General features: G+C 68.7%; 20 protein-coding genes. 5 read left to right on the forward strand and 15 right to left on the reverse strand.

Annotated elements, in window-relative coordinates:
• Position 1: 1 nt before the first annotated feature.
• On the forward strand, positions 2-1453 hold the full coding sequence (locus tag VMT40_RS00525; RefSeq protein ID WP_326356015.1) for a serine/threonine protein kinase: 1452 nt from the start codon (positions 2-4) through the stop codon (positions 1451-1453).
• Positions 1454-1462: 9 nt separating this feature from the next.
• Here VMT40_RS00525 and VMT40_RS00530 read toward each other — a convergent pair whose 3' ends face one another.
• From VMT40_RS00530 to VMT40_RS00555, 6 genes are all read right to left on the reverse strand, one after another.
• On the reverse strand, positions 1463-2254 hold the full coding sequence (locus tag VMT40_RS00530; RefSeq protein WP_326356016.1) for a biotin--[acetyl-CoA-carboxylase] ligase: 792 nt from the start codon (positions 2252-2254) through the stop codon (positions 1463-1465).
• A gap of 103 nt (positions 2255-2357) precedes the next feature.
• On the reverse strand, positions 2358-2525 hold the full coding sequence (locus tag VMT40_RS00535) for a hypothetical protein (protein ID WP_326356017.1): 168 nt from the start codon (positions 2523-2525) through the stop codon (positions 2358-2360).
• Between the two features lie 181 nt (positions 2526-2706).
• On the reverse strand, positions 2707-3051 hold the full coding sequence (locus VMT40_RS00540) for a hypothetical protein (RefSeq protein WP_326356018.1): 345 nt from the start codon (positions 3049-3051) through the stop codon (positions 2707-2709).
• Positions 3051-3491: a DUF1707 SHOCT-like domain-containing protein gene (locus tag VMT40_RS00545; RefSeq protein ID WP_326356019.1), complete on the reverse strand. Its 441-nt coding sequence runs from the start codon at positions 3489-3491 to the stop codon at positions 3051-3053. The genes VMT40_RS00540 and VMT40_RS00545 overlap by 1 nt, the downstream gene beginning before the upstream one ends.
• A gap of 85 nt (positions 3492-3576) precedes the next feature.
• The gene (locus tag VMT40_RS00550; protein ID WP_326356020.1) at positions 3577-5370 is read right to left on the reverse strand and encodes an acetyl/propionyl/methylcrotonyl-CoA carboxylase subunit alpha; all 1794 of its coding nucleotides are present in this window, start codon (positions 5368-5370) and stop codon (positions 3577-3579) included.
• A 198-nt stretch (positions 5371-5568) separates the two neighbouring features.
• Complete coding sequence (locus tag VMT40_RS00555; RefSeq protein ID WP_326356021.1) at positions 5569-6468, reverse strand: sulfurtransferase; 900 nt, start codon at positions 6466-6468, stop codon at positions 5569-5571.
• 166 nt (positions 6469-6634) lie between these two features.
• Between VMT40_RS00555 and VMT40_RS00560 the strand changes: the two genes are divergently transcribed.
• A complete protein-coding gene (locus tag VMT40_RS00560; RefSeq protein WP_326356022.1) occupies positions 6635-7456 on the forward strand; it encodes a helix-turn-helix transcriptional regulator in 822 nt (273 codons plus the stop codon).
• Here VMT40_RS00560 and VMT40_RS00565 read toward each other — a convergent pair.
• The 6 genes from VMT40_RS00565 to VMT40_RS00590 form a co-directional block, all read right to left on the reverse strand.
• Positions 7382-8023, reverse strand: a complete 642-nt coding sequence (locus VMT40_RS00565; RefSeq protein ID WP_326356023.1) for a Maf family protein — start codon at positions 8021-8023, stop codon at positions 7382-7384. The genes VMT40_RS00560 and VMT40_RS00565 overlap by 75 nt on opposite strands.
• 6 nt (positions 8024-8029) lie before the next feature.
• Positions 8030-8344, reverse strand: coding sequence for an acyl-CoA carboxylase epsilon subunit (locus VMT40_RS00570; RefSeq protein ID WP_326357149.1), 315 nt, complete (start codon positions 8342-8344; stop codon positions 8030-8032).
• A gap of 215 nt (positions 8345-8559) precedes the next feature.
• The gene (locus VMT40_RS00575) at positions 8560-10197 is read right to left on the reverse strand and encodes an acyl-CoA carboxylase subunit beta (protein WP_326356024.1); all 1638 of its coding nucleotides are present in this window, start codon (positions 10195-10197) and stop codon (positions 8560-8562) included.
• Between the two features lie 223 nt (positions 10198-10420).
• Complete coding sequence (locus VMT40_RS00580; RefSeq protein ID WP_326356025.1) at positions 10421-11629, reverse strand: YncE family protein; 1209 nt, start codon at positions 11627-11629, stop codon at positions 10421-10423.
• A gap of 175 nt (positions 11630-11804) precedes the next feature.
• Entirely contained in the window at positions 11805-13145 is a 1341-nt protein-coding gene (gene lat, locus VMT40_RS00585) for an L-lysine 6-transaminase (RefSeq protein WP_326356026.1), read from the reverse strand.
• A 90-nt stretch (positions 13146-13235) separates the two neighbouring features.
• Positions 13236-13688 carry an Lrp/AsnC family transcriptional regulator gene (locus VMT40_RS00590; protein ID WP_033085113.1) on the reverse strand — a complete coding sequence of 151 codons (453 nt, stop codon included), beginning with the start codon at positions 13686-13688 and terminating at the stop codon, positions 13236-13238.
• Between the two features lie 58 nt (positions 13689-13746).
• Between VMT40_RS00590 and amaB the strand changes: the two genes are divergently transcribed.
• Positions 13747-15276 (forward strand): L-piperidine-6-carboxylate dehydrogenase, encoded by a 1530-nt coding sequence (amaB, locus tag VMT40_RS00595; protein ID WP_326356027.1) that lies wholly within the window; start codon positions 13747-13749, stop codon positions 15274-15276.
• Here amaB and VMT40_RS00600 read toward each other — a convergent pair whose 3' ends face one another.
• Both VMT40_RS00600 and VMT40_RS00605 read right to left on the reverse strand, forming a co-directional pair.
• Positions 15277-16125 (reverse strand): SDR family NAD(P)-dependent oxidoreductase, encoded by an 849-nt coding sequence (locus tag VMT40_RS00600; RefSeq protein ID WP_326356028.1) that lies wholly within the window; start codon positions 16123-16125, stop codon positions 15277-15279.
• Positions 16122-17081, reverse strand: coding sequence for a patatin-like phospholipase family protein (locus VMT40_RS00605; protein ID WP_326356029.1), 960 nt, complete (start codon positions 17079-17081; stop codon positions 16122-16124). Before VMT40_RS00605 ends, VMT40_RS00600 begins: the two co-directional genes overlap by 4 nt.
• A 69-nt stretch (positions 17082-17150) precedes the next feature.
• Between VMT40_RS00605 and VMT40_RS00610 the strand changes: the two genes are divergently transcribed.
• Complete coding sequence (locus VMT40_RS00610; protein ID WP_326356030.1) at positions 17151-17759, forward strand: TetR/AcrR family transcriptional regulator; 609 nt, start codon at positions 17151-17153, stop codon at positions 17757-17759.
• 20 nt (positions 17760-17779) lie between these two features.
• Here the strand turns inward: VMT40_RS00610 and VMT40_RS00615 are convergent, their stop codons facing one another.
• On the reverse strand, positions 17780-18322 hold the full coding sequence (locus tag VMT40_RS00615) for a histidine phosphatase family protein (protein ID WP_326356031.1): 543 nt from the start codon (positions 18320-18322) through the stop codon (positions 17780-17782).
• A gap of 131 nt (positions 18323-18453) precedes the next feature.
• On the opposite strand from VMT40_RS00615, the gene VMT40_RS00620 reads away from it, so the two are divergent.
• Positions 18454-23085 carry an ATP-dependent helicase gene (locus VMT40_RS00620; RefSeq protein WP_326356032.1) on the forward strand — a complete coding sequence of 1544 codons (4632 nt, stop codon included), beginning with the start codon at positions 18454-18456 and terminating at the stop codon, positions 23083-23085.
• Position 23086: the final 1 nt, after the last annotated feature.

A 23086-nucleotide genomic window follows, 5' to 3' on the forward strand; every position in this document is an offset into this window, starting at 1 on the left:
CATGGGGGACAGGCGGTTCGGCCCCTACCGACTCGAGAATCTGCTGGGCAACGGCGGAACCGGGCAGGTATGGCGTGCCCACGACACCCGCACCGAGCGCACCGTCGCCTTGAAACTGCTGGCGCGCGAGCTGGCCGCCGACGACACGTATCGGCAGCGTTTTCGGCGCGAGGCCCGCACGGCCGCGCGCCTGCACGAACCACACGTGGTGCCCATCCACACCTTCGGCGAACACGACGGTCAGCTGTTCATCGACATGGCCTATGTGGACGGCTCCGACCTGGGCAAACTACTGCGCGCCGACGGGCCGCTGCCGCCCACCACCGCCATCGACATCGTGTCGCAGGTCGCGGGCGCGCTGGACGGGGCGCATCGCAGCGGGCTGGTGCATCGGGATGTCAAGCCCTCCAACATTATTGTGATGCCGAGCGGTTTCAGCTATCTCATCGATTTCGGCACCGTCCAGCAGACCGGGCAGGCCACGCTCACCGGCACGAGCCTGGTCATCGGCACGCCCGCGTACATGGCACCGGAACGGTTCACCGGCACCGCCACGGCCCGCTCCGACATCTATTCGCTGGCGTGTGTGCTCTACGAATGTCTCACCGGGCGAAGACCTTTCCCGGACAACAATCCGGTGGCGCAGATGCACGCCCATCTCACGGCGGACCCGCCCCGCCTGGCCGACGTCGATCCGGCCCTCCCTGGCGAACTGGACCACGTCATCGCGCGGGCGCTCGCCAAGGATCCGGAGCAGCGCTTCGAGACCGCGGGCGACTTCGCCGCCGCCGCGCGCACGGCCCTCACCCGCGCCAGCGCGTCCGCCACCGCGCCCATCCCGGCGGTACCCGCCGCCACGAAACGGTTGACGCCCGTACCGGTCGCCGCCGAGGAGGCCGACGCGGCCGCCGTCGTCGCACCCGGCTCACCCCTGTCCGGTCGCCCGCGTACCGAACCCGCACGGCCCGCGGTCTTTCCGCGGCGCTTCGCCGCCGCGGTGGCCATCGCCGCCGTGCTGGTCGGAGCCGGTTCGGGCTGGGCGGTCTGGCATGCCGACCACCGGTCGGACCCGAGCCCGGTGCAGACCACGCAGGCTCCGGCACCGTCACGTACCTCACCCGATAACGTCACCACGACCGAGGCACCGCGCCCGACGCGCGCGCAGACCACGGCTCCGGCCAATCCCTATACGGCTCCGCCGTCGTCGACCGTCGAGAGCCCGCCCGCGTCCACCGCCCCGGCACCGCAGCCGTCGACCGCCGCACCCCAGCCGACGGCCGCGCCGACCACGCTGCCGATCCCGTTCCCGCAGAACTTCACACCACCGGGTCAGCTCCGACCGAGCGCGGACAAGCCGGGCAACAGCGACCACCAGGGCAAGGACGACAAGGGCGGGGGCCAGGACGATCAGGGCGGGGTCAAGCCCACCAAACCACCCAAAGTTCCTGGCTGACAGCCGGTCTCAGTAATCGGCGCGCAGATGGGTGACGTCGCCCGCCGAGACGGCGCGATCGCCCACGAGTAGGCGGCCGTGCGGATCGATACCCGTGGCGATCCCGGTGAGCACCTCACCGCCGGGCAATTCGGCCCGGACCTCGGTGCCGAGCGTGGAGCAGCGGTCCCGGTACGCGGCCGACAGCTCCGCGGTATCCCAGCCCGCGGCCTCCCAGTCGGCGAAGCGCCCGGCGAACTCGCGCAGGATGGCGGACACCAGGGCATTCCGGTCCGGGTTCGCGACGCCCGACAGCACCAGCGAAGTCGCATGGGGCACAGGGAGTTCCGCCTCGGTGAGGCTCACGTTCAGACCCACGCCGACCACCACGGCGGGATCGGTTCCGGCGGCGGCGATCTCGGCGAGAATTCCGGCCAGCTTGCGACCCTCGATCAGAACATCGTTGGGCCACTTGAGAACCGCCTTCGCCCCGGTCGTCGAGCGCACCGCGTCCACCACCGCGACGCCGGTCAGCAGCGGCAGCCAGCCCAGCGTCGCCGGATCGATACCGCGCACCCGCACCAGCACGGACATCGCGATCTGCGCCCGCGGCGGACCCACCCACTGCCGATCGTGCCGCCCGCGCCCGCGCTCCTGCGATTCCGCGATCAACACCAGCCGATCCGCCTGCGGATCCGCGGCCCGCGCAACCAGATCCGCATTGGTCGAACCGGTCGACTCGACCACCTCCACGGCCGAGAAGAACCCGAGCTCGGCGGCGTTCCGGGCCAGCAAGTCAGCATCCAGCGGCGACCTATCCATGCGACCAAACCTACTCTCCACCGCGCGTCCGCTCGCCTCCGCCATGGCCACCCATGCGAAAGGGGCGGGTCCGGAATCGGACCCGCCCCTTCACGCCTCGCCGCTAAACCCCGGCGAGGGCCAATTCCTTGCCCGGCATTCGCGCGTAGTCGGCTGCCTCGGCAATGGCGTCGTCGTCAGAGGTCTCGGTGAACTCCGGTTCGGTCACGGTCGGTTCCGGGTCCTGGATCCGCCAGTGGGTGAACGAGGCCGCTGTCGCCCGTTTCGCCACGTGTTCACTCCAGCTCCACATAACCGCCTCCCCTGGTCGTCGGTTTCGGCTGCGACTTCAGGGTCCCTTACGAAGGGTGTGCGGCACGACCTATTTTTCTGCGGATGAATGGAGTTTGGCCTGGTATAGACGGTTTTTTCGGGTTCAGATCGGGTTCCGGGCCGGACGGCGGCCGGTCGATTCAGGCGTCGATCGGTTCCAGGCCGAGGGCTCCGGCGGTGAAGCGACGCACCGTCGTGAGGCCGTCCGCGAGGGCCGCGTCGTATCCCGCCCGCGCCCAACCGGTCACGGTCGCGGTGCCGTCGGCATGCGGCCGCACCCCGATCTCGGCGACCATCTCCGCGGTGGTGGGCACGCACACCGCCCACGAGAAGTGGCTCTCCGCGGCCCATTCCGCGCTGCGGCGGGCCACGTACTCCGGATCGGTGATGCCGCCGTCGGCCAGGGCCGGGCGGTCGTCGATGCGCTCGTCGGCCCGCAGGGCCCGCAGATACCAACTGCCCGCATTGATTTCAATGGGTTCCATCAGTCCTCCGATCCCCGATCCAGCCGCCGCTGCCGCTTGCGGTCGCGCTTGTCCAGGCGCACCCGCCGCTGCTGGCGCTCCCGGCTGCTCTCCCCGAACAGCAGCGCGCCCGCCAGCGGAATCAGCAGGAATACCCACCACTGATGGGTCACGAAGAACAGGATCACCGCGATGATCGGGATCACCGGCATCACACGCTCGGGCCAGTGCGCGCCGAACCGCGACTCCCGTTGCGCCGGAACCGGCTTCTCGGCAAGGGGTTCCGGCAGGTCGGTGAACACCTTGTCGAGATCGCCGCGGGTCAGCGCCGCCGCCACGATCCCGCTGCGCTCGTCGAACTCGGCGACACTCAACCGCCCCGCCGCGAAATGGTCCGACAACCGCTTCATCGCGTCCTCGCGCTCGGCGGTACCGATACGGATCTCGGGTGGTTCAGCCATGCCATGACATTAGCGCGAGTGGCCGCTCACCTGCAGGTGAGCGGCCACTCGACGAATTGCCTTGCGCTACATGAGCGCGGCCTCGCTACTTGATTTCGGCGAGCACGGTGCCCTGGGTGATGGCCGCACCGGCCTGCACCGCGAGTCCGGTGATGACACCGGCCTTGTGCGCGGTGACCGGGTTCTCCATCTTCATGGCCTCGAGCACCACGACCAGATCCCCGGCCTCGACGGTCTGGCCCTCTTCGACCGCGACCTTGACCACGGTGCCCTGCATCGGGGCGGTCACCGCGTCACCGGACGCCGCACCGGCACCCGCGCCACCGCGCTTGCGCGGCTTGGGCTTCTTGCGGACCACACCCGCGCCATTGCCGGAAGCCGCAGCGCCGACGGAGAACTGGCCCGGCAGCGACACCTCGAGACGACGACCGCCGACCTCGACGACCACCTTCTGCCGCGGGGCCCCGTCCTCGTCCTCGATGGGCTGGCCACCGGTGTAGGGCTGGATCGGGTTGTCCCACTCGTTCTCGATCCACTTGGTGTAGACGTCGAACTTGGTGCCGTCACCGACGAACGCCGGGTTCTCCACAATGTGGCGGTGGAACGGGATGACCGTGGCCAGACCCTCGATCTGGTACTCGTCCAGGGCGCGCGCGGCACGCTGCAACGCCTGCTCACGAGTCTCACCGGTGACGATCAGCTTGGCCAGCATGGAGTCGAACTGACCACCGATGACACTGCCTTCGACCACACCGGAATCCACGCGCACACCCGGGCCCGCGGGCTCCTTGTACACGGTCACCGGGCCGGGCGCCGGGAGGAAGCCGCGACCGGCGTCCTCACCGTTGATACGGAACTCGAAGGCGTGCCCGCGCGGGGTCGGGTCCTCCTTGATGGAGAGCTCGTGGCCCTCGGCGATGCGGAACTGCTGGCGCACCAAATCGATTCCGGCGGTCTCCTCGGTGACCGGGTGCTCGACCTGCAGACGCGTGTTCACCTCGAGGAACGACACGGTCTCGCCCTGTACCAGGTACTCCACGGTGCCCGCACCGTAGTACCCGGCCTCACGGCAGATCCGCTTGGCGGACTCGTGGATCTTCGAGCGCACCTCGTCGGACAGGAACGGCGCGGGGGCTTCCTCGACCAGCTTCTGGAAGCGGCGCTGCAGCGAGCAGTCACGGGTACCGGCGACCACGACATTGCCGTGCTTGTCGGCAATGACCTGCGCTTCCACGTGGCGGGCCTTGTCCAGGTACTGCTCCACGAAGCACTCACCACGACCGAACGCGGCCACGGCCTCACGGGTCGCGGACTCGAACAGCTCCGGAATCTCCTCGATGGTGTGGGCGACCTTCATGCCGCGACCACCACCACCGAAGGCGGCCTTGATGGCCACCGGCACGCCGTACTCCTTGGCGAACGCCACCACCTCGTCGGCGTTCTTGACCGGATCCTTGGTGCCCGCGGCCATCGGGGCCTGCGCGCGCTCGGCGATGTGGCGGGCGGTGACCTTGTCACCCAGATCCCGAATCGACTGCGGCGACGGACCGATCCAGATCAGCCCGGCATCGATCACCGCCTGCGCGAAATCGGCGTTCTCCGACAGGAACCCGTACCCGGGGTGGATCGCGTCCGCACCCGACTTGGCGGCGGCATCGAGAATCTTGTCGAACACCAGGTACGACTCGGCCGAGGTCTGGCCACCCAGCGCGAACGCCTCGTCGGCGAGCTTCACGAACGGCGCATCCGCGTCCGGCTCGGCATACACGGCGACACTGGCGATCCCGGCATCCTTGGCAGCCCGGATCACGCGCACGGCGATCTCGCCTCGATTGGCTACGAGGACCTTCGTGATCTGCGCGTTGGCATGGTTGGGCACTGAGCCTCCTGTGCTCTGGAACTTTCGTCAGTCGGGATTGTAGGCATCGTGCCAACAAAGCCCGAACGGGGATAGGGCTACTTATGAGTAGGCCCGAAGAGTGAGCAATGCAACTCTCGGGACCCCTCTTTTTAGAACCTGTTCTACCAGATTCCGTCGAGACCCTCGCCTGTGAATCACTCGAAAGGGTCTCGAGCGTTACGAGCTTGCCATGCCCGACGGGATGGCGCCCGGTTCTTGCCCGACAACGATAGGCGCCCCGACCGCATTGGCCCATTCGGTCCACGAACCGTCGTAGTTCCGGACACCCCACACGCCCAGCAGGTAGGTGAGAACGAACCAGGTCAGGGCCGAGCGCTCGCCGATGCGGGAGTAGACCAGGGGCGCGATGCCGTCCAGGACACCGCCGTAGATGACGTCCAGCTCGGCCCGGGGGCGAAAGCGGGCGTCCGCGCCGACGGAGGACGTCCACGGGATGTTCACGGCGGTCGGAATGTGGCCCGCCCGCAGCGCCTGCTCCTCGGGGCGATCCAGCACCACCAATTCGCCCGTGTACTCCTCGAATACGCGCGCGTCGATCAGCGGGCCGCCGAGATGCGCCACCACGTCCTGACGGAAGGCCCGCGCGGTCTTGTCGTCACGATCGACCACCGGGTACTCGCCCAGGCCCGCGACGGGCACCTCGAAGGTGGTGTCACGGGCCTCGGAGATCCACGCATCGCGGCCGCCGTCCAACAGGCGCACGTCCTCATGTCCGAAGAGGGAGAACACCCACAGGGTGGCGGCCGCGGTGCCATTGGATTTATCGCCATAAATCACCACGGTGTCGTCTCGTTCGACGCCCTTGGCACGCATAAGGTTGGCGAAGGCCGCGCCGTCGATGACATCGCGCGTACGAGGATCGATCAGTTCCGAACGCCAGTCGACCTTGATGGCACCCGGGACATGGCCGATGTCGTATAGCAATATGTCTTCGTTGGACTCGATGATCTTGAGTCCCGGCGTGCCGATGTTTGCCGACAGCCACTCTGTGGTTACTAGTCGGTGAGGATGTGCGTAGGAGCCGAACGAGTGATGCGGGTCCGGAGCGACGGGCACGTTGTGGTCCTTCACGCGTGGTGGGTTAGGTATTGGCGGTTCTGATTCTCGACACCGATCGTAGGCATGTGGTGGTTACGAAACTCGTTTCAGATCACGAATCGGATGATTGGGCGAATTAAGCGCAGCTTCATCCGATAAAGTCTCTCGAGAGGAGGGTTGAGCTATGTCCGATTCTTGGCCGCGACGGCGACTGCTTGCGATCCTACGTGGCGCCAGCGAGCCTCTCGATGCCCAGGAACTGGCACGCGTCACCGGCCAGCATGTGACCACGGTTCGTTTCCATTTGGACGTCCTCACCCGCGAATCACTGGTCCGCCAATTCCAGCAGCCGCCGCGCGGCCGCGGGCGCCCCCGCATCGGCTATACCGCGGTGCAGCGATCGGTCGGTTACCAGGAATTGGCGCAAGTCCTCGCCGACCAACTGGGCAGCGATCCGCGCCGCCGCTCCGACGCCGCCATTCAGGCGGGCCGGGCCTGGGGCTCGAAACTCGAGGCGGTGGACCAGCCCGTCGAATCGCTCGAGGACGCCAAGGACCTCACCGTCACCCTCATGTCCGAACTCGGCTTCGCCCCCGAACGCGACCACGCCAGCGAGACCGAGGAGTCGGCCCTCATCCGCATGACCGCCTGTCCGCTGCGCGAACTGGCCCGCACCCACTCCGAGGTGGTGTGCGGCGTGCACCTGGGGCTCATGCGAGAAGTGCTGGACCGCAACGGCGGTCGCGACACCGTGAACGTGCGCCTGCACCCGTTCGTGGAACCCGAATTGTGCGTGGCGCGCCTGGAACTGCTGCAGCACCGCACCGGCGAGGCCATGCGCGAGGAGGAAGCGCCCGATCCCGGCGAGCCCCGATTAGCGCCGTCCACCGGTCGCATCGCGCCGCAGGTGCGGACCACGACCGAACCGCAGTTACGCGCGGTCGCCGACCCACAGTTGCGCAATGCCGACGCCCACCTCGGCAAGCAGTCGACGAACCAGCGGTAGTCCGATACCGATCACGCTCGACGGATCACCGTCGATGCGGTCCACGAACCACCCGCCCAGACCGTCCAGGGTGAAGGAACCGGCCACCTGCAGCGGCTCCCCCGTCGCGATGTAGGCGTCGAGTTCGTCCGGGTCGGGCTTGGCGAAATGCACGGTGGTGGCACTGCAGTCGGCCGCCTCGCCGACGATCTCGCCGTCGCGCAGCCGCAACACGCTGTGCCCCGTGAGCAGATCCGCACTGCGCCCGGCCATCTCGGCCCACCGGGCGCGCGCCACCTCGGGGGTCAGCGGCTTGCCCTGCAGCGCGCCGTCCACCAGCAGCATCGAATCGCAGCCCACCACAACGGAATCGGCGAAGGCCGGATCGGCCGCCAGCTGCCCGGCGATCTCACGGGCCTTGGCGTGGGCCAATTCGACGACCACCCGATCGGGGGCGGTATCGGCGGGCAGCGCCGCCATCACGGCATCCTCGTCCACGTGGGACACCCGGACCACCGGGTCGACACCCGCGTTGCGCAGGACGCCGAGCCGGGCCGGGGATTGGGATGCCAGTACGAAGACCGTCACCGGCGGTCAGTCGCGCAGGTGCGACAGGGCCGGGAAAGCGTAGGGCGAGAACGGCGAGGTGCCGCGGTGCTGCAGGGTCGGGCGACCCCAGTGATCGGCCGGGCCGTTGTCGACCGGGGCCGCGGCAGCGCTCGCCGAGGCGGCGGCGAACACGGCGACCAGGGCGGCGAGCTCGAGGTCGGTCGGATTGCCCTTCAGGACCTGGACGATCGGTCCGGTACTCGCGGGCTCCGCCTCGGCGACGGCCGTCTCGACGGCATCGGTCAGCTCGTCGACGGCTAGATCCAGTTCGGCGGCGCGCAGCACTTCTTCATCGGCCATGGTCGTCACAGCGCCAGTCCTCCTGTCCGTTCGCCGCAGGGTGCGCGGCGCGTTCGCGGCCGGAGCATGTCTTCCGGGACGCAAACGGTATTCGATACAACCCTCGAGAGCGAGGGCCATTCCTGAACATCTTTGCTCGGATGAGGCGATCGTGCGCGGTACGAGTGTCTTGCCCTACTGGACAGTGTGCGCCCCATACCGCGCATATCGCGATATCAGAGTGGAATGTTGCCGTGCTTCTTCGGCGGCAGGGACACCATCTTGCGTTCCAGCAGCCGCAGCGCCGACACGATCTGGCCGCGGGTGTGCGAGGGCGGGATGACCGCGTCCACGTAGCCGCGTTCGGCCGCGACGTACGGGTTGACCAGGGTGTCCTCGTACTCGTTCTGCAGCTCGAGGCGCAGCGCGTCCACGTCGTTGCCCTCGGCGGCGGCCTGCTGCAGCTGCTTGCGGTAGACGAAGCCGACGGCACCCGAGGCGCCCATGACCGCGATCTGCGCGGTCGGCCACGCCAGGTTCACATCCGCGCCCATGTGCTTGGAACCCATGACGTCGTACGCGCCGCCGTAGGCCTTGCGGGTAATGATTGTGATCTTGCCCACAGTGGCCTCGCCGTAGGCGTAGAGCAGCTTCGCGCCGCGGCGAATGATGCCGTTGTATTCCTGGCCGGTGCCGGGCAGGAAGCCGGGCACGTCGACCAGGGTGATGATCGGGACGTTGAAGGCGTCGCAGGTGCGCACGAAGCGCGCGGCCTTCTCCGAGGCGTCGATGTCCAGGCAGCCCGCGAACTGCGTGGGCTGGTTGGCGACGATGCCGACGCTGCGGCCGTCGATGCGGGCGAAGCCGACGATCACGTTCATGGCGCGCTCGGCCTGGACCTCGAGGAACTCCTCGTCGTCCACCAGGCGCTTGATGACCTCGTGCATGTCGTACGGCTGGTTCGGCGAGTCCGGGACGATGGTGTCCAACTCGAGGTCGGCCTCGGTGAGGTTCTCCTCGATCGCGCCGATCGCGGCGGTGGCCGGGAAGCGCGGGGCCTCGGCGCGGTTGTTGCTCGGCAGGTAGCTCAGCAGATCGCGGACGTAGTCCAGCGCGTCCTGCTCGCCGGAGGCGACGTAGTGCGCCACACCGGATTTCACCATGTGGGTGTGGGCGCCGCCCAGCTCCTCCATGGTGACCTCTTCGCCGGTGACGGTCTTGATGACGTCGGGGCCGGTGACGAACATCTGCGAGGTCTGGTCGACCATGACCACGAAGTCGGTCAGCGCGGGCGAGTAGACGTGACCGCCCGCGGCCGGGCCCATGATCAGCGAGATCTGCGGGATGACGCCCGAGGCCTGGATATTGCGGTGGAAGATCTCACCGTAGAGGCCCAGGGAGACAACGCCTTCCTGGATGCGCGCGCCCGCGCCCTCGTTGATGCCGATGAGCGGACGGCCGGTGCGCAGCGCCAGATCCATGACCTTGACGATCTTCTCGCCGTAGACCTCGCCCAGGGAGCCACCGAAGACGGTGACGTCCTGGGAGAAGATGCAGACGTCGCGGCCGTCGATGGTGCCGTAGCCGGTGACCACGCCATCGCCCAGCGGACGCTGGTTCTCCAGGCCGAAGTTCACGCTGCGGTGCCGGGCCAGGGCGTCGAGCTCGACGAACGAACCCTCGTCCAGCAGGGCGAGGATGCGCTCGCGCGCGGTCATCTTGCCCTTGGCGTGGACCTTGTCGACCGCGGCCTCACCCATCGGATGCTTGGCCTCTTCCAGCCGATTGCGCAGATCAGCGAGCTTACCGGCGGTGGTGTGGATATCTGGGGCACCTGCCGAACCCGGCGAAGGCTGCTGCTGGACACTCGTCATGACGGGGAGTGTAACCAGTACCAGAGGCCTTTTGTAATCCAGACGGGGCTACTCGTGAGTATGGTTATTGGCTACCCGCCAGTAGAAAGCCGCAGGTAGAGGCCACTATTCGGGTGGCTGACCACCCTGACTCGAACAATGTTCAATAGCGGACTTCCACAGTCATCCGAGCAAGTATTTGGTCGGGTCCACACTCGCTCCGGCGCAACGCATTCCGCGGGTCTCAGCGCATGACGCCGGTATGGCCGGTCGAATAGCGGCCCGGCTGGGGCCAGATGGTCAGGCCGTGCGCGCCGCGGCCGACGGGGATGCGAGCCAACAGCTTCCACTCCACGATGTCGATGGCGTAGACCTCGCCGTGATTGCGGCCGGAGACCCAGAAGACGCGGCCGTCGGCGGAGAGATTTCCCATATCCGGGCTGCCGCCGCCGGGGATGTGCCAGGTGTCGACGAGTCGGTTGGTCGCGAAGTCCCAGACCGAGATGCTGCCCTCCTTGCGGTTGGTGATGAGCATGCGCGCGGAATCGCGGGTGACGTAGAGGCCGTGGGTGCCCGCGCCGGTCTCGACGAAACCGGTGTTGTCGAAGGTCTTGGCATCGAAGGTGTAGACGCCGTTGGCCATCATGTCGGCGACGTAGAAGGTCCGGCCGTCGGGTGCGAGCTTGACGTCCTGCGGCATGCCGGAGTGACCGCCGGGCAGGTCGATCATGCGCAGCAGCGACAGGTTCGCGACGTCGACCACGGCCATGCGGCCGCTGAATTCGCAACTGACCAGGGCCGTGCGGCCGTCGGCGGTGAAGTCCATGTGATTGACGCCGGTGCAGTCGGGCACCGGGATGTCGCGCAGCTTCTCCCAGGTGTGCGGGTCGTAGAGGTCCAGGGAGCGGTCGGCCTCGGCGACGACGAGGGCGTATTTGCCGTCCGGGGTGAAGTACATGTTGTACGGGTCGCGCACGGGGATGGGGTCGCCGGGCTTGCCGGTGCGCGGATCGATGGGGAGCAGGCTACCGCTGCCGATCGGCAGGTCGTTGTTGGCGTAGAGCATCTGCAGGTCGTAGGACGGGACGACGTGTTGGGGCTCGCGGCCGCCGGAGGCGAAGGTGTCGATGACCTGGAAGCTGTCCGGGTCGATGACGGTGATGGTGTTGGACTCGCTGTTGGGGACGTAGACCCGGGTGGGTTGATCGGCCACGGCCGGACTGAGTTCGCGGGTCGCGGCGTAGACGTCGGTGGGTGAGAGCGGCGGCGGCATCCCGGGTAGGAGATTCGGCGCGGCGGCGGCCGCGGGCGAGGCATCCGCCGAACCGGGCGGCGGCGTGGAGGGTTGCGCGGCAGTGCCCGACCGACCGGGAGGGCCCGACTGCCCACTCGAGCAACCGGCCAGCATCGCTACGGCGAGGACCAGACCCAGACGTGCACGGCGCGCGATCACAGACCGCACCGTGCCACGCGCGCATTGCGGTGAGCTGACATGTCGTCGAATAGTAGGGGGCGACATGGAGTTTCGCGGCGGGTTCACGGAGTGTCGGACAACGCCACGCGGTTCGGGCACAAGCCACTATCCAGCAAATGCGGGCAACCCGGACCAACCCGGTCCGAGTTGCGGCTCAACGCAATACACGCTCGAGAGCGTCGACGGCCTCGTCCAGTTCCGCCCTGGTTACCGTCAGCGGCGGCCGGAATCGGATGCCGCGCTCACCGGTGCCGAGGATCAGCACGCGCTCCTCCTCGCGCAGCCGGGTCACCACCTCGTCGCGCCGCTGCGGCGTCTCGAGGGTGACCGCGCACATCAGGCCGCGGCCGCGCGGATCGGTGACTTCGGCATGGGCACGGGCCAATTCGGTCAGCCGGGCCAGCAGGTGCGGGCCGAGCTCGGCGGCGCGGGCCACCAGATCCTCGTGCTCCATCACCTCGAAGACGCGCCGCGCCCGGACCATATCGACGAGATTGCCGCCCCAGGTGGAGTTCAGGCGCGAGCTGACGTGAAACACATTGTCGGGCACCTCGTCCACGCGACCGCCCGCCATGATGCCGCACACCTGGGTCTTCTTGCCGAAGGCCACCACGTCCGGCTCCAGGCCGAGCTGCTGATAGGCCCAGGTGGTGCCGGTCATGCCGACACCGGTCTGCACCTCGTCGAGGATGAACAGGGCGTCGTGTTCATGGCACAGATCCTGGATCGCGCGCAGGAATTCGGGCCGCAGGTGCCGGTCGCCGCCCTCGCCCTGAATCGGCTCGGCAATGAAACACGCTATGTCGTGCGGGTTTTCGGCGAAGGCACGGCGGGCCTGAGCCAGCGCGTGCGCCTCGGCGGCCTCGATATCGGGGTGATCCGGTCCGACATAGGGGGTTTCGATGCGCGGCCAGTCGAACTTCGGGAAGCGCGCGGTCTTCACCGGATCGGTATTGGTGAGCGAGAGCGTGTATCCGGTGCGGCCGTGGAAGGCTCCGGTCAGGTGCAGCACCTTGGTGCCGAGTTCCGGTGCGCGCCCGTGCATCTCATTGTGGCGCGACTTCCAGTCGAAGGCCGCCTTGAGCGCGTTCTCGACCGCGAGACCGCCGCCGTCGATGAAGAACAGGTGCGGCAGCCGCGGATCGCCGAGCACGCGCGCGAAGGTGTCCACGAAGCGCGCCATCTCGACGGTGTAGATGTCGGAGTTGCTGGGCTTGTTGAGCGCCGCGGCGGTGAGGTTGGCCAGGAAGTGCTTGTCACCCAGCAGCGCCGGGTGGTTCATGCCGAGGGTGTTGGAGGCGAAGAAGCCGAACATGTCCAGATACGCGGTGCCGTCGCGGGCGTCCACGAGTCGGCGTCCACGCGATTTTCGCAGGTCGAGGACGAGGTCGAAGCCGTCGGCGAGAATGCTCGCGGCCAGGATCTCATGCACCCGGGCGGGGGTGACCAGTGTGGTTTCGGCTGCCGCCCCGAGCCGATCGAGTTCGAGGGTCACGCCACCCAGCGTAAATGAACTTTTACGGCCAGTCTCGTAAGTTCAGGAAAAAATACGTTCGTAACCGCCCTGTCACCGAATGTCTCCGGCTCACTTGTCGTAAAATGTCTGGAGAATGATGGTGCTGCGGGTACGCACATTGGCCGTCGCGCGGATCTCCTGGAGCAGTTGCTCGAGGTGCCTGGGCGAGGCCACCCGCACCATCAGCATGTAGCTCTCATCACCGGCCACCGAGTGGCAGGCCTCGATGCCGGGAATGTGCTGCAGCAGCGCTGGTGCGTCATCGGGCTGCGACGGGTCGAGAGGAGTGATCGCGACGAATGCCGACAGCATCTGCCCCAGTGCCTCGGGATCGACGTTCGCCGTGTAGCCGCGGATCACGCCGCGGGCCTCCAGGCGACGCACGCGCGACTGCACCGCGGACACCGAAAGGTTCGCCTTCTCCGCCAGATTGGACAGGGTGGCGCGACCATCGGCAATCAGCTCACGGATCAGCAGTCGATCGATGTCGTCGAGTACGGGTTTCGCCGGTGTATCCGCCATCAGCGAAGGCTAACGCAGCGAACCGAACTCGGTGCCGGAACCCAACCTGGAGCATGTAATGAGTCACGCACTGACCGACCTGGCCACCAGTGAGCTACGTGAGCGGGCGGAAAACCTGCTGCGACGGCTGGGCGTCGAACCGCCCACGCCCGGTGAACTCTCGGCGCGCACGCCGATCACCGGTAGCGAGCTGCTCACCCTGCGGGCGAGCACGGCCGCCGAGGTGGACGCCGCCATCGCCCGCGCCGACACCGCCTTCCGGAGCTGGCGCACCGTGCCCGCGCCGCAGCGGGCCGCCCTCGTGCGGCGACTGTCGGCGCTGCTCACCGAGCACCTCGACGATCTGGGCGAACTGGTCACGCTGGAGGCGGGCAAGATCGGCCCGGAGGCGCGCGGCGAGGTCCAGGAGATGATCGATGTCTGCGAATTCGCCATCGGGCTCTCGCGGCAGCTGTACGGCAAGACCATGCCGTCGGAGCGGCCCGGGCATCGGCTCATGGAGACCTGGCATCCCCTCGGCGTGGTCGGGGTGATCTCGGCATTCAACTTCCCGGTCGCGGTGTGGGCGTGGAACACCGCCATCGCGCTGGTGTGCGGGGACACGGTGGTGTGGAAGCCCTCGGAGACGACACCGCTGACGGCCGTGGCGTGCCATGCGCTGTTGCGGCGGGCCGCGCTGGATGTGGGCGCGGATCCCGAAGTGCACCAACTGATTCAGGGACACGCGCCGATCGGCGAGCAGCTGGTGGACGATCCGCGGGTGGCGCTGGTGAGCGCGACCGGGTCGGTGCGCATGGGGCAGCGGGTCGCGCCGCGGGTGGCGGCGCGGTTCGGGCGCTGCCTGCTGGAGCTGGGCGGCAACAACGCGGCCATTGTGACGCCCTCCGCGGATCTCGAACTGGCCACGCGGGGAATCGTTTTCGCGGCCGCGGGCACGGCGGGCCAGCGGTGTACGACGCTGCGGCGGTTGATCGCCCACGTGGATGTCGCAGGGCCACTGTTGGATAAGATTTCGTCTGCGTATCGCCAACTGCGAGTGGGTAACCCGCTCGAGGAGGGCGTGCTCGTCGGGCCGCTCATCAATGAGCGGGCCTATGACGGCATGCGGGCGGCGCTGGATCGGGCGCTGGCCGACGGCGGCGAATTGGTCTGCGGTGGTGAGCGCGTTGAGGGGCCGGGCGAGAACGCCTTCTACGTCCGCCCGGCCATTGTGCGCATGCCCGCGCAGACCGCGGTGGTGCGGGAGGAGACCTTCGCGCCGATCCTCTATGTGATGACCTACCACGATCTGGATGCGGCCATCGAGATGCACAATGCTGTGCCGCAGGGTCTTTCGTCGTCGATCTTCACGCAGAACCAGCGCGAGGCGGAGCGGTTCCTGGCCGCCGACGGGTCGGACTGCGGCATCGCCAATGTCAATATCGGCACCTCGGGGGCCGAGATCGGCGGGGCGTTCGGCGGCGAGAAGCAGACGGGCGGTGGCCGGGAATCCGGGTCGGACTCCTGGAAGGCGTACATGCGCCGGGCCACCAACACCGTCAACTACTCCACCGAACTGCCACTGGCGCAGGGCATTCGGTTCGAGTAGCTACTCCTGCTCGGCGGTGATGGCGCGCACCTGCTCCTCGTACCGGGCACGCACCTGCGTGTCGGCGGGGTGCAGGGCGCGATCGCCGTTGAACAGCCTGCGCACCAGGCGCACCGCGGGTTCGGGGGCGGCGGCCAGGGCCACGTCGATCGGTCCCAGATAGTTGGGGACGGTGACCTCGGCGCGGCGGCTGCGCACGGTGGCCACCACGGCCGCGGCGACATCCTCGGGATCGACGGTCGGCATGCCACCGCCCAGGCTCAGCCCCGAGGACAGGCGGGTGCGCACCGCCGAGGGCATGACACAGCTGACGCTGACGCCGTGCGGGGCGAACTCCAAACGCGTTGCGGCGGTAAGGCCCACGGCGGCGAACTTGCTGGCGTTGTAGACGGCCAGACCCGCGATCGGGATCTTGCCCGCCAGCGAGGCCACATTCACCACGTGGCCGTGGCCGCGGTCGATCATGCCGGGGACGACGGCGCGCATGCCGTGGATCAGACCCCAGACGTTCACGTCGATGGTGGTGTGGCCCACCGCGTCCGGCTCGTCGAGGAACGCGCCCGCGGGCATGACGCCCGCATTGTTCACCAGGATGTCGATGCGGCCGAAGTCGGCGACGACCCGGTCCCACTGCTCACGCTGGCGGACGTCGAGCTCGAAAGCCTTGGCCCCCAACGCCGCCGCGACGGCCTGGGCGGCGGCGGTGTCCACATCCGCGATGGCCACCTCCGCGCCCTTGCTGGCGAACAGTTCGGCCGTGCACTGGCCGATGCCGCGTCCCGCGCCGGTGACGAGCACCCGCGCGCCGTTCAGATCGATTGCCGGATAGGCGTTTCCGAGGATGCTCATGCGAATTCTCCCTGCTCGACCCGGCGGCGCGTGCTGGCCAGGCTGTGTTCGAAGGTGTCGAGACGGCGGCGGCCGTCCATGAAATTGGGGCCCATGACGGCGAGATCCTCGACGGTGGCGTCCAGGCGCAGCACCTTCACACCGCGCGAGCGCAGCAGGGCGATCTCGCGATCCAGCTTCTCGCTCATGCGATTTCGCAGCTGACGCTCGAGGAAGTGGCCCGCGCCGGTGGCCGGTACACGACCGGTCGAGGCCATGGGCGCGAGCACCACCACCTCGTCCAGGTCGGCCGGGATGAGCAGGTCGACCGAGGCGGTGGAGGCCGCGCCGCCGTCGATGTACTCGCGGCCCGCGATCGAGACGGCCGGGAACCAGCCGGGCACCGCCCACGACGCCCGCAGGGCCGCACCGAGGTTCGCATCCGGGGCCGAGGGCGCACCGAACGGGACGCGTTCACCGGTGGCGTTGTCCATGGCCACCAGCCAGGTGGCGGGGTGCGGCACCCAGTCGCGGCCCGGGTTCAGGCGCTCGGCCAGGCGCTGCAGCCAAGTCGGGTCGCCGCCCCCCTGCGGCAGCAACCCGCTCCCCGCGGTGAGCAGGGCGTGCCCATTTCCGGGCCGGGACAGCAGTTCTCGCGCGGCGCGGGCGGGCGCGCCCAGGCGCGGACGCGGCAGCGGCGGGAATCGTCCCGGCTCCGAACGCATATGGGCGGTGAGGATCGGATTGGCGGATTTGCCGCGCTGCATATCGACCAGTTCGTCCACGCCGATGCCGCTACCCAGCATGGTCAGCGCCTCCGCGCCCGCCGAGGTGCCGATCATGACGTCGGCCTCGCGCGGATCCCAGCCCAGCACGTCGTGCACCGAGGCCAGCGCGGCGACGATCCAGGCCATGCCGACGGTGCCGCCGCAGCCGATGGCCAGGCCACGTCGCTGTGACCCGTTCCTGTTTCTCATGGTTTCGAACACTAGCAGTTTTCAAATACTCTGGGTATCCCAAATCCGGGAGTACATAGAATCGCTGCCATGGCACGACTGACCAGGACCGAGAGCCAGGCCCGGACCCGCGCGGACCTGCTCGCCACCGCGCGCGACATGTTCCTGACAGACGGCTACGCCAAGACCAGCCTGGACCGGGTCGCGGAGGAAGCCGGGTACTCCAAGGGCGCGGTCTACTCGAATTTCCGGACCAAGTCCGCGCTGTGCCTCGAGGTGCTGGCGCTCATTCACGAGACCAAATTCCTCGAGCTGCGGGAACTGCTCGACGGCGAGGACGGACTCGACGCGCGGCTGGAACGGTTCCAGGGCTGGGCCGAACGGACCCTCGGCGATGTGGGCTGGACGCTGCTGGAGTTCGAGTTCGCCATCGTGGCGCGCGACGATCCGGATCTGCACGCGGCATTGGTCTCGAGCCTCGCCATGATGCGGGGTGCGGTCGCGGCGCAGCTGCAGGCGCTCGCGGATTCCATGCGCATCGTATTGCCCATGTCGGCCGAGGACGCCGCCACCACGATTCTGAGTCTCGGTCTGGGGCTGGGCATTCAGCGCGCGGTCGATCCGGGAATCTCGGCCGGATTGATCACCGATGCCGTGCGGGCCATGCTGGCCGCCTCGCGGCCGCTGCCGGAGCGATAGGCGAGGCCTGAGCGAGGCCGCTAGCGGAAGTGCAGCGTCCACTCGCCGCGGTAGTGCAGCCGCGTCACGCTGACCGGGGGAACGTCTATGCGCCAGAACGATTTCGCCGGGGCGTCGAGCGCGACCAGCAGGGCCGAGCGAATGACCGCCGGATGGGTGATGGCAATGGTGGGCTCGCCGTCCAGGGCGATATCGGCGAGCCATTCGCCGGTGCGCTCGATGACGTCCACGACCGCCTCGCCGCCGTGGCCGCGGTAGCCCGGATCGGTGAGCCAGAGGTAGAGGTCCTCCTTCGGGACGGACATGAGTTCACCGCCGCGCCAGGCCCCCGCGTCGAGGTCGCGTAGTCGGTCGTCCTCGTCGCCCATGAGGCCCATGAGGGCGGCGGTTTCGACGGTGCGGCGCTCGGGGGCGGTGACGACACGCGCGGAGTTCAGGCGGCCACAGGCGGTCACCGCGCGACGGCCCGCTTCCGTCAGAGGTTCATCGACCGGGAATCGTGCTTTGCGCATCGCCTCGGTCATGCCGTGACTGACCAAGTCGAGTCGGAGCACCTTCTGCACGAACCGAAGCCTACGCGCGGCGCACCAGGCCGTATTCGGATTGCTTGCCCTTCGCCCGCCGACCGGGGGGACTTCGGTCCCCTCGGGGCCGACCCGGTGAGCTTGTCGGTGGGCGGGTGCAGACTGGGGCCATGGATCGGTTCTCCCCAGCGACCAGAGAGTGGTTCGACGGTGCGTTTCCCGCGCCCACGGCCGCGCAATTGGGGGCGTGGGAATCGATCGCGGCGGGGCAGCACACCTTGGTGATCGCGCCGACGGGGTCGGGCAAGACGCTGTCGGCGTTCCTGTGGGCCATCGATCGGCTGGCGACCCGGGAGCCGGTGCCGGGGCCGCGCAAGACATCGGTCCTCTACATTTCGCCGCTCAAGGCGCTGGCCGTGGACGTCGAACGGAATCTGCGCGCGCCGCTGGTGGGGATCACGCAGACGGCCAAGCGGCTGGGGGTGGACGCGCCCGAGATTCGAGTGGGGGTGCGCTCGGGTGACACCAGCGCGGCGGATCGACGGACCATGCAGCGCACGCCGCCGGACATTCTGATCACCACGCCGGAGTCGTTGTTCCTCATGCTGACCTCGGCGGCGCGGGAGACGCTGAGCGGGGTGCACACGGTGATCGTGGACGAGGTCCACGCCATCGCGGGCTCCAAACGCGGTGCGCACCTGGCGCTTTCACTGGCTCGGCTGGACCTGCTCACCGAGCGGCCCGCCCAGCGGATCGGATTGTCGGCGACCGTGCGGCCGCCCGAGGAGGTCGGGCGGTTCCTGGTCGGGAGCGCGCCGATCACCATTGTCGCGCCGCCCGCGCCCAAGACCTTCGACCTGTCGGTGCGGGTGCCGGTGGCGGATATGACCGAACCCGATGCGGGCGGGGAGGATTCGGATCAACCCGGCTCGATCCGGCCGCATGTGGACGAGGCGATCGTGGATCTGGTGCTCGAGCATCGGTCGTCGATCGTGTTCGCGAATTCGCGGCGGCTGTCCGAGCGGCTCACGGCACGCTTGAACGAGGCCTATCAGGCGCGCATCGGCGAGGCGGTGGAGACCGAGCACAAGCCTCCCGCGCAGCTGGGGGCCTCCACCGAGGTAATCCACGGGGCCACCACGCTTTTGGCGCGGGCGCACCACGGGTCGGTGAGCAAGGAGCAGCGGGCGCTCATCGAGGACGACCTCAAGAGCGGTCGGCTGCGCTGTGTGGTGGCCACCAGCAGTCTCGAACTCGGCATCGATATGGGTGCGGTGGAACTGGTGGTGCAGGTGGAGGCCCCGCCGTCGGTGGCCTCCGGGCTGCAGCGCGTGGGCCGGGCCGGACACCAGGTGGGTGAGATCTCGCGCGGCGTGATCTTCCCCAAGCACCGGACCGACGTCATCCACTGCGCGGTGGCGTCCATGCGGATGACGGCCGGGCAGATCGAGGAATTGCAGGTGCCCGCGCATCCGCTGGATATTCTCGCCCAGCAGACCGTGGCGGCCTGCGCCCTGGAACCGATCGACGCCGACGCCTGGTTCGAGACCGTCCGCGGCACGGGAAGCTATGCGGCACTGCCCCGTTCGGCCTACGAATCCGTGCTGGACCTGCTCGCGGGCCGCTATCCCTCCGACGAATTCGCCGAACTCCGCCCCCGCATCGTCTGGGATCGCGACGCCGGAACGCTCACCGGCCGCCCCGGTGCGCAACGGTTGGCGGTGACCTCGGGCGGCGCGATTCCCGATCGCGGCCTGTTCCCGGTCTTCATGGTCGGCGAGAAGGCCTCCCGCGTCGGCGAACTCGACGAGGAGATGGTCTACGAATCCCGCGTGGGCGATGTCTTCGCCCTCGGCGCGACCAGCTGGCGGATCGAGGAGATCACCTTCGACCGCGTCCTGGTGACCCCGGCGTTCGGGCTCACCGGTCGGCTTCCCTTCTGGCACGGCGATTCCCTGGGTCGTCCGGCCGAATTGGGTGCGGCGCTGGGCGAATTCGTGCGGCACGCCGGTCAGGAGTTGGAGAAGAGCAAGCGTTCGGCGGGCTCCGAGGTCGAAACCGTGTCGCTGCGGGGCGGATTGGACGAGAACGCGACCGCGAATCTGGTGGCGCTGCTGGCCGAGCAGCGCGAGGCCACCGGGCAGTTGCCCACGGACAAGACGTTGGTGGTGGAGCGCTTCCGCGACGAGCTGGGCGACTGGCGGGTGGTATTGCACTCGCCGTATGGGCTGCCGGTGCACGCGCCGTGGGCCCTGGCGGTGGCGGCCCGGCTGCGGGAGCGGTTCGGGGTGGACGCCGCGCCCACGCCATCGGATGACGGAATCGTGGTGCGGCTGCCGGACACCACCGACGACCCGCCGGGGGCGGAGTTGTTCGTGTTCGAGACCGACGAGATCGATGACCTGGTGACCGAACAGGTCGGGGGCTCGGCGCTTTTCGCGTCCCGCTTCCGGGAATGCGCGGCGCGGGCGCTGCTGCTGCCGCGCCGGGATCCGGGCAAGCGGGCACCGCTGTGGCAGCAGCGGCAACGGGCCGCCCAGCTGCTGGATGTGGCACGCAAGTTCCCGGAGTTCCCGATTCTGTTGGAGACCGTGCGCGAGTGCCTGCAGGACGTGTACGACCTGCCCTCGCTGCGGGAGCTGCTGGGCCGGGTGGCGCGACGGCAGGTGCGCCTGGTCGAGGTGGAGACGGCCGCGCCGTCGCCCTTCGCGAATTCGCTGCTGTTCGACTACATCGGGCAGTTCATGTACGAGGGCGACAGTCCGCTCGCCGAGCGGCGGGCCGCGGCGCTGTCGCTGGATTCCAGCCTACTGGCGGAGCTGCTGGGTCGCGTCGAATTGCGGGAGCTGCTGGACGCGGCGGTGCTCGAGCAGACCGAGCGGGAATTGCAGCGGCTCACGCCCGAGCGGCAGGCACGGGACATGGAGGGGCTGGCCGATCTGCTGCGGCTGCTGGGGCCGATCACGGCCGACGAGGCCGAGGAACGATGCCGGGCCGATCCGCGCGAGTGGTTCGCCGAACTCGTGAAAACGCATCGGGCGCTGGAGGTTTCGTTCGCCGGTTCGCGGTGGTGGGTGGCCATCGAGGACGCCTCGCGGCTGCGGGACGCGCTCGGCGTGCCGCTGCCCATCGGGGTTCCGGCCGCGTTCATCGAACCGGTCGCCGATCCGCTGGGCGATCTCATCGGCCGGTACGCGCGCACGCACGGACCGTTCACGCTGACGCAAGTCGCGCACCGGTTCGGGCTGGGACCGGCCGTGGCGGCCACCGCACTACACCGCCTCGCCCTCGAAAAGCGGGTGGTGGAAGGCGAATTCACGCCCGGATCGGCCGGAGCGGAATGGTGTGACAGCGAGGTGCTGCGCCGCCTGCGCCGACGCTCGCTGGCCGCCGCCCGCAAGGAGGTAGAACCGGTGGCGACCGCCGCGCTGGGCCGGTTCCTGCCGTCCTGGCAGCACGTCGGGACCGGGGAACTGCGCGGCGTGGACGGTGTCGCGGCGGTGGTGGAACAGCTTGCGGGCATGCCGATTCCGGCCTCGGCCTGGGAATCGCTGGTCCTGCCATTGCGGGTGCGCGACTACTCCCCCGCCCTGCTGGACGAACTCATGGCCACCGGCGAGGTGATCTGGTCCGGGCACGGCTCGATCACCGCCAAGGACGGCTGGATCGCCCTGCACCCGGCCGAGCAGGCCGGGTTGACACTGCCGCCGCCCGACGATATCGATCTCACCGAAACGCACATCGCGCTGCTGACGGCCTTGGGAGCCACCGTGATCGGCGGCACCACCGACTCGGCCGCCGCGGCCGGGACCGAGGGCGCCGCGCTGCCGAAGGGTGAGTATCAGGTGCTGGCGGGCACCACCGGCGGTGCCTACTTCTTCCGTCAGCTCTTCGACGGTGTCGACTCCGAGGACGAGACCGCCGTGACCGCCGCGCTGTGGGATCTGGTGTGGGCCGGGCACATCGGCGGTGACACCTTCGCCCCGGTGCGGGCCCTGCTGGCCGGGACGACCCGGACGACCACCGCGCATCGCACTCCCCGGCGGACACCGCGCGGGCGAATGTATCTACCGCGCACCGGAATGCCCGCGCGCACCAGCTCACCGCAGGTGGCGGGGCGGTGGTCACTGCTACCGGAACGCATCGCCGACAATACGATTCGCGCGCACGCGACCGCCGACGTGCTGTTGGAGCGGTACGGCGTGCTGACGCGCGGCTCGGTGCAGAGCGAGGGCGTGCCCGGCGGGTTCGCGCTGATGTACCGGGTGCTCACCGAGTTCGAGGATCGCGGGCGCTGCCGTCGCGGATATTTCGTGGATTCCCTGGGCGGCGCGCAGTTCTCGACCACGGATGTGGTGGATCGCCTGCGCTCCTTCGACACCGACCGCAGCCGCGCCGTCGAGGCGTTCGGGTCCGATCCGGTCGGCGTCGCCGTCGCCCTGGCGGCCTGCGACCCGGCGAACCCCTATGGCGCGGCGCTACCGTGGCCCAAGGCGGCCGCCGAGGGCGCGGGACATCGGCCCGGTCGCAAGGCGGGCGCGCTGGTGGTGCTGGTCGAGGGCGAGTTGGCCCTGTACCTGGAGCGCGGCGGCAAGACGCTGCTCACCTTCACCGAGGATCCGGCCGTCCGGACCGCGGCCGCCAGCGCCCTGGCCGCCTTGGTCCACGATCGCCGGGTGGACTCCCTGGTCATCGATCGCGTGAACGGGGAATCCGTGCACGGCAACACCTTCGCCGGTTTCCTCACCGAGGCCGGATTCGCCGCCACGCCCAAGGGCTTCCGCCTCCGAGGTCGCCCGTGAG

The sequence above is a fragment of the Nocardia sp. CDC160 genome (genome assembly GCF_035818795.1).
Taxonomy (GTDB): Bacteria; Actinomycetota; Actinomycetes; order Mycobacteriales; family Mycobacteriaceae; genus Nocardia.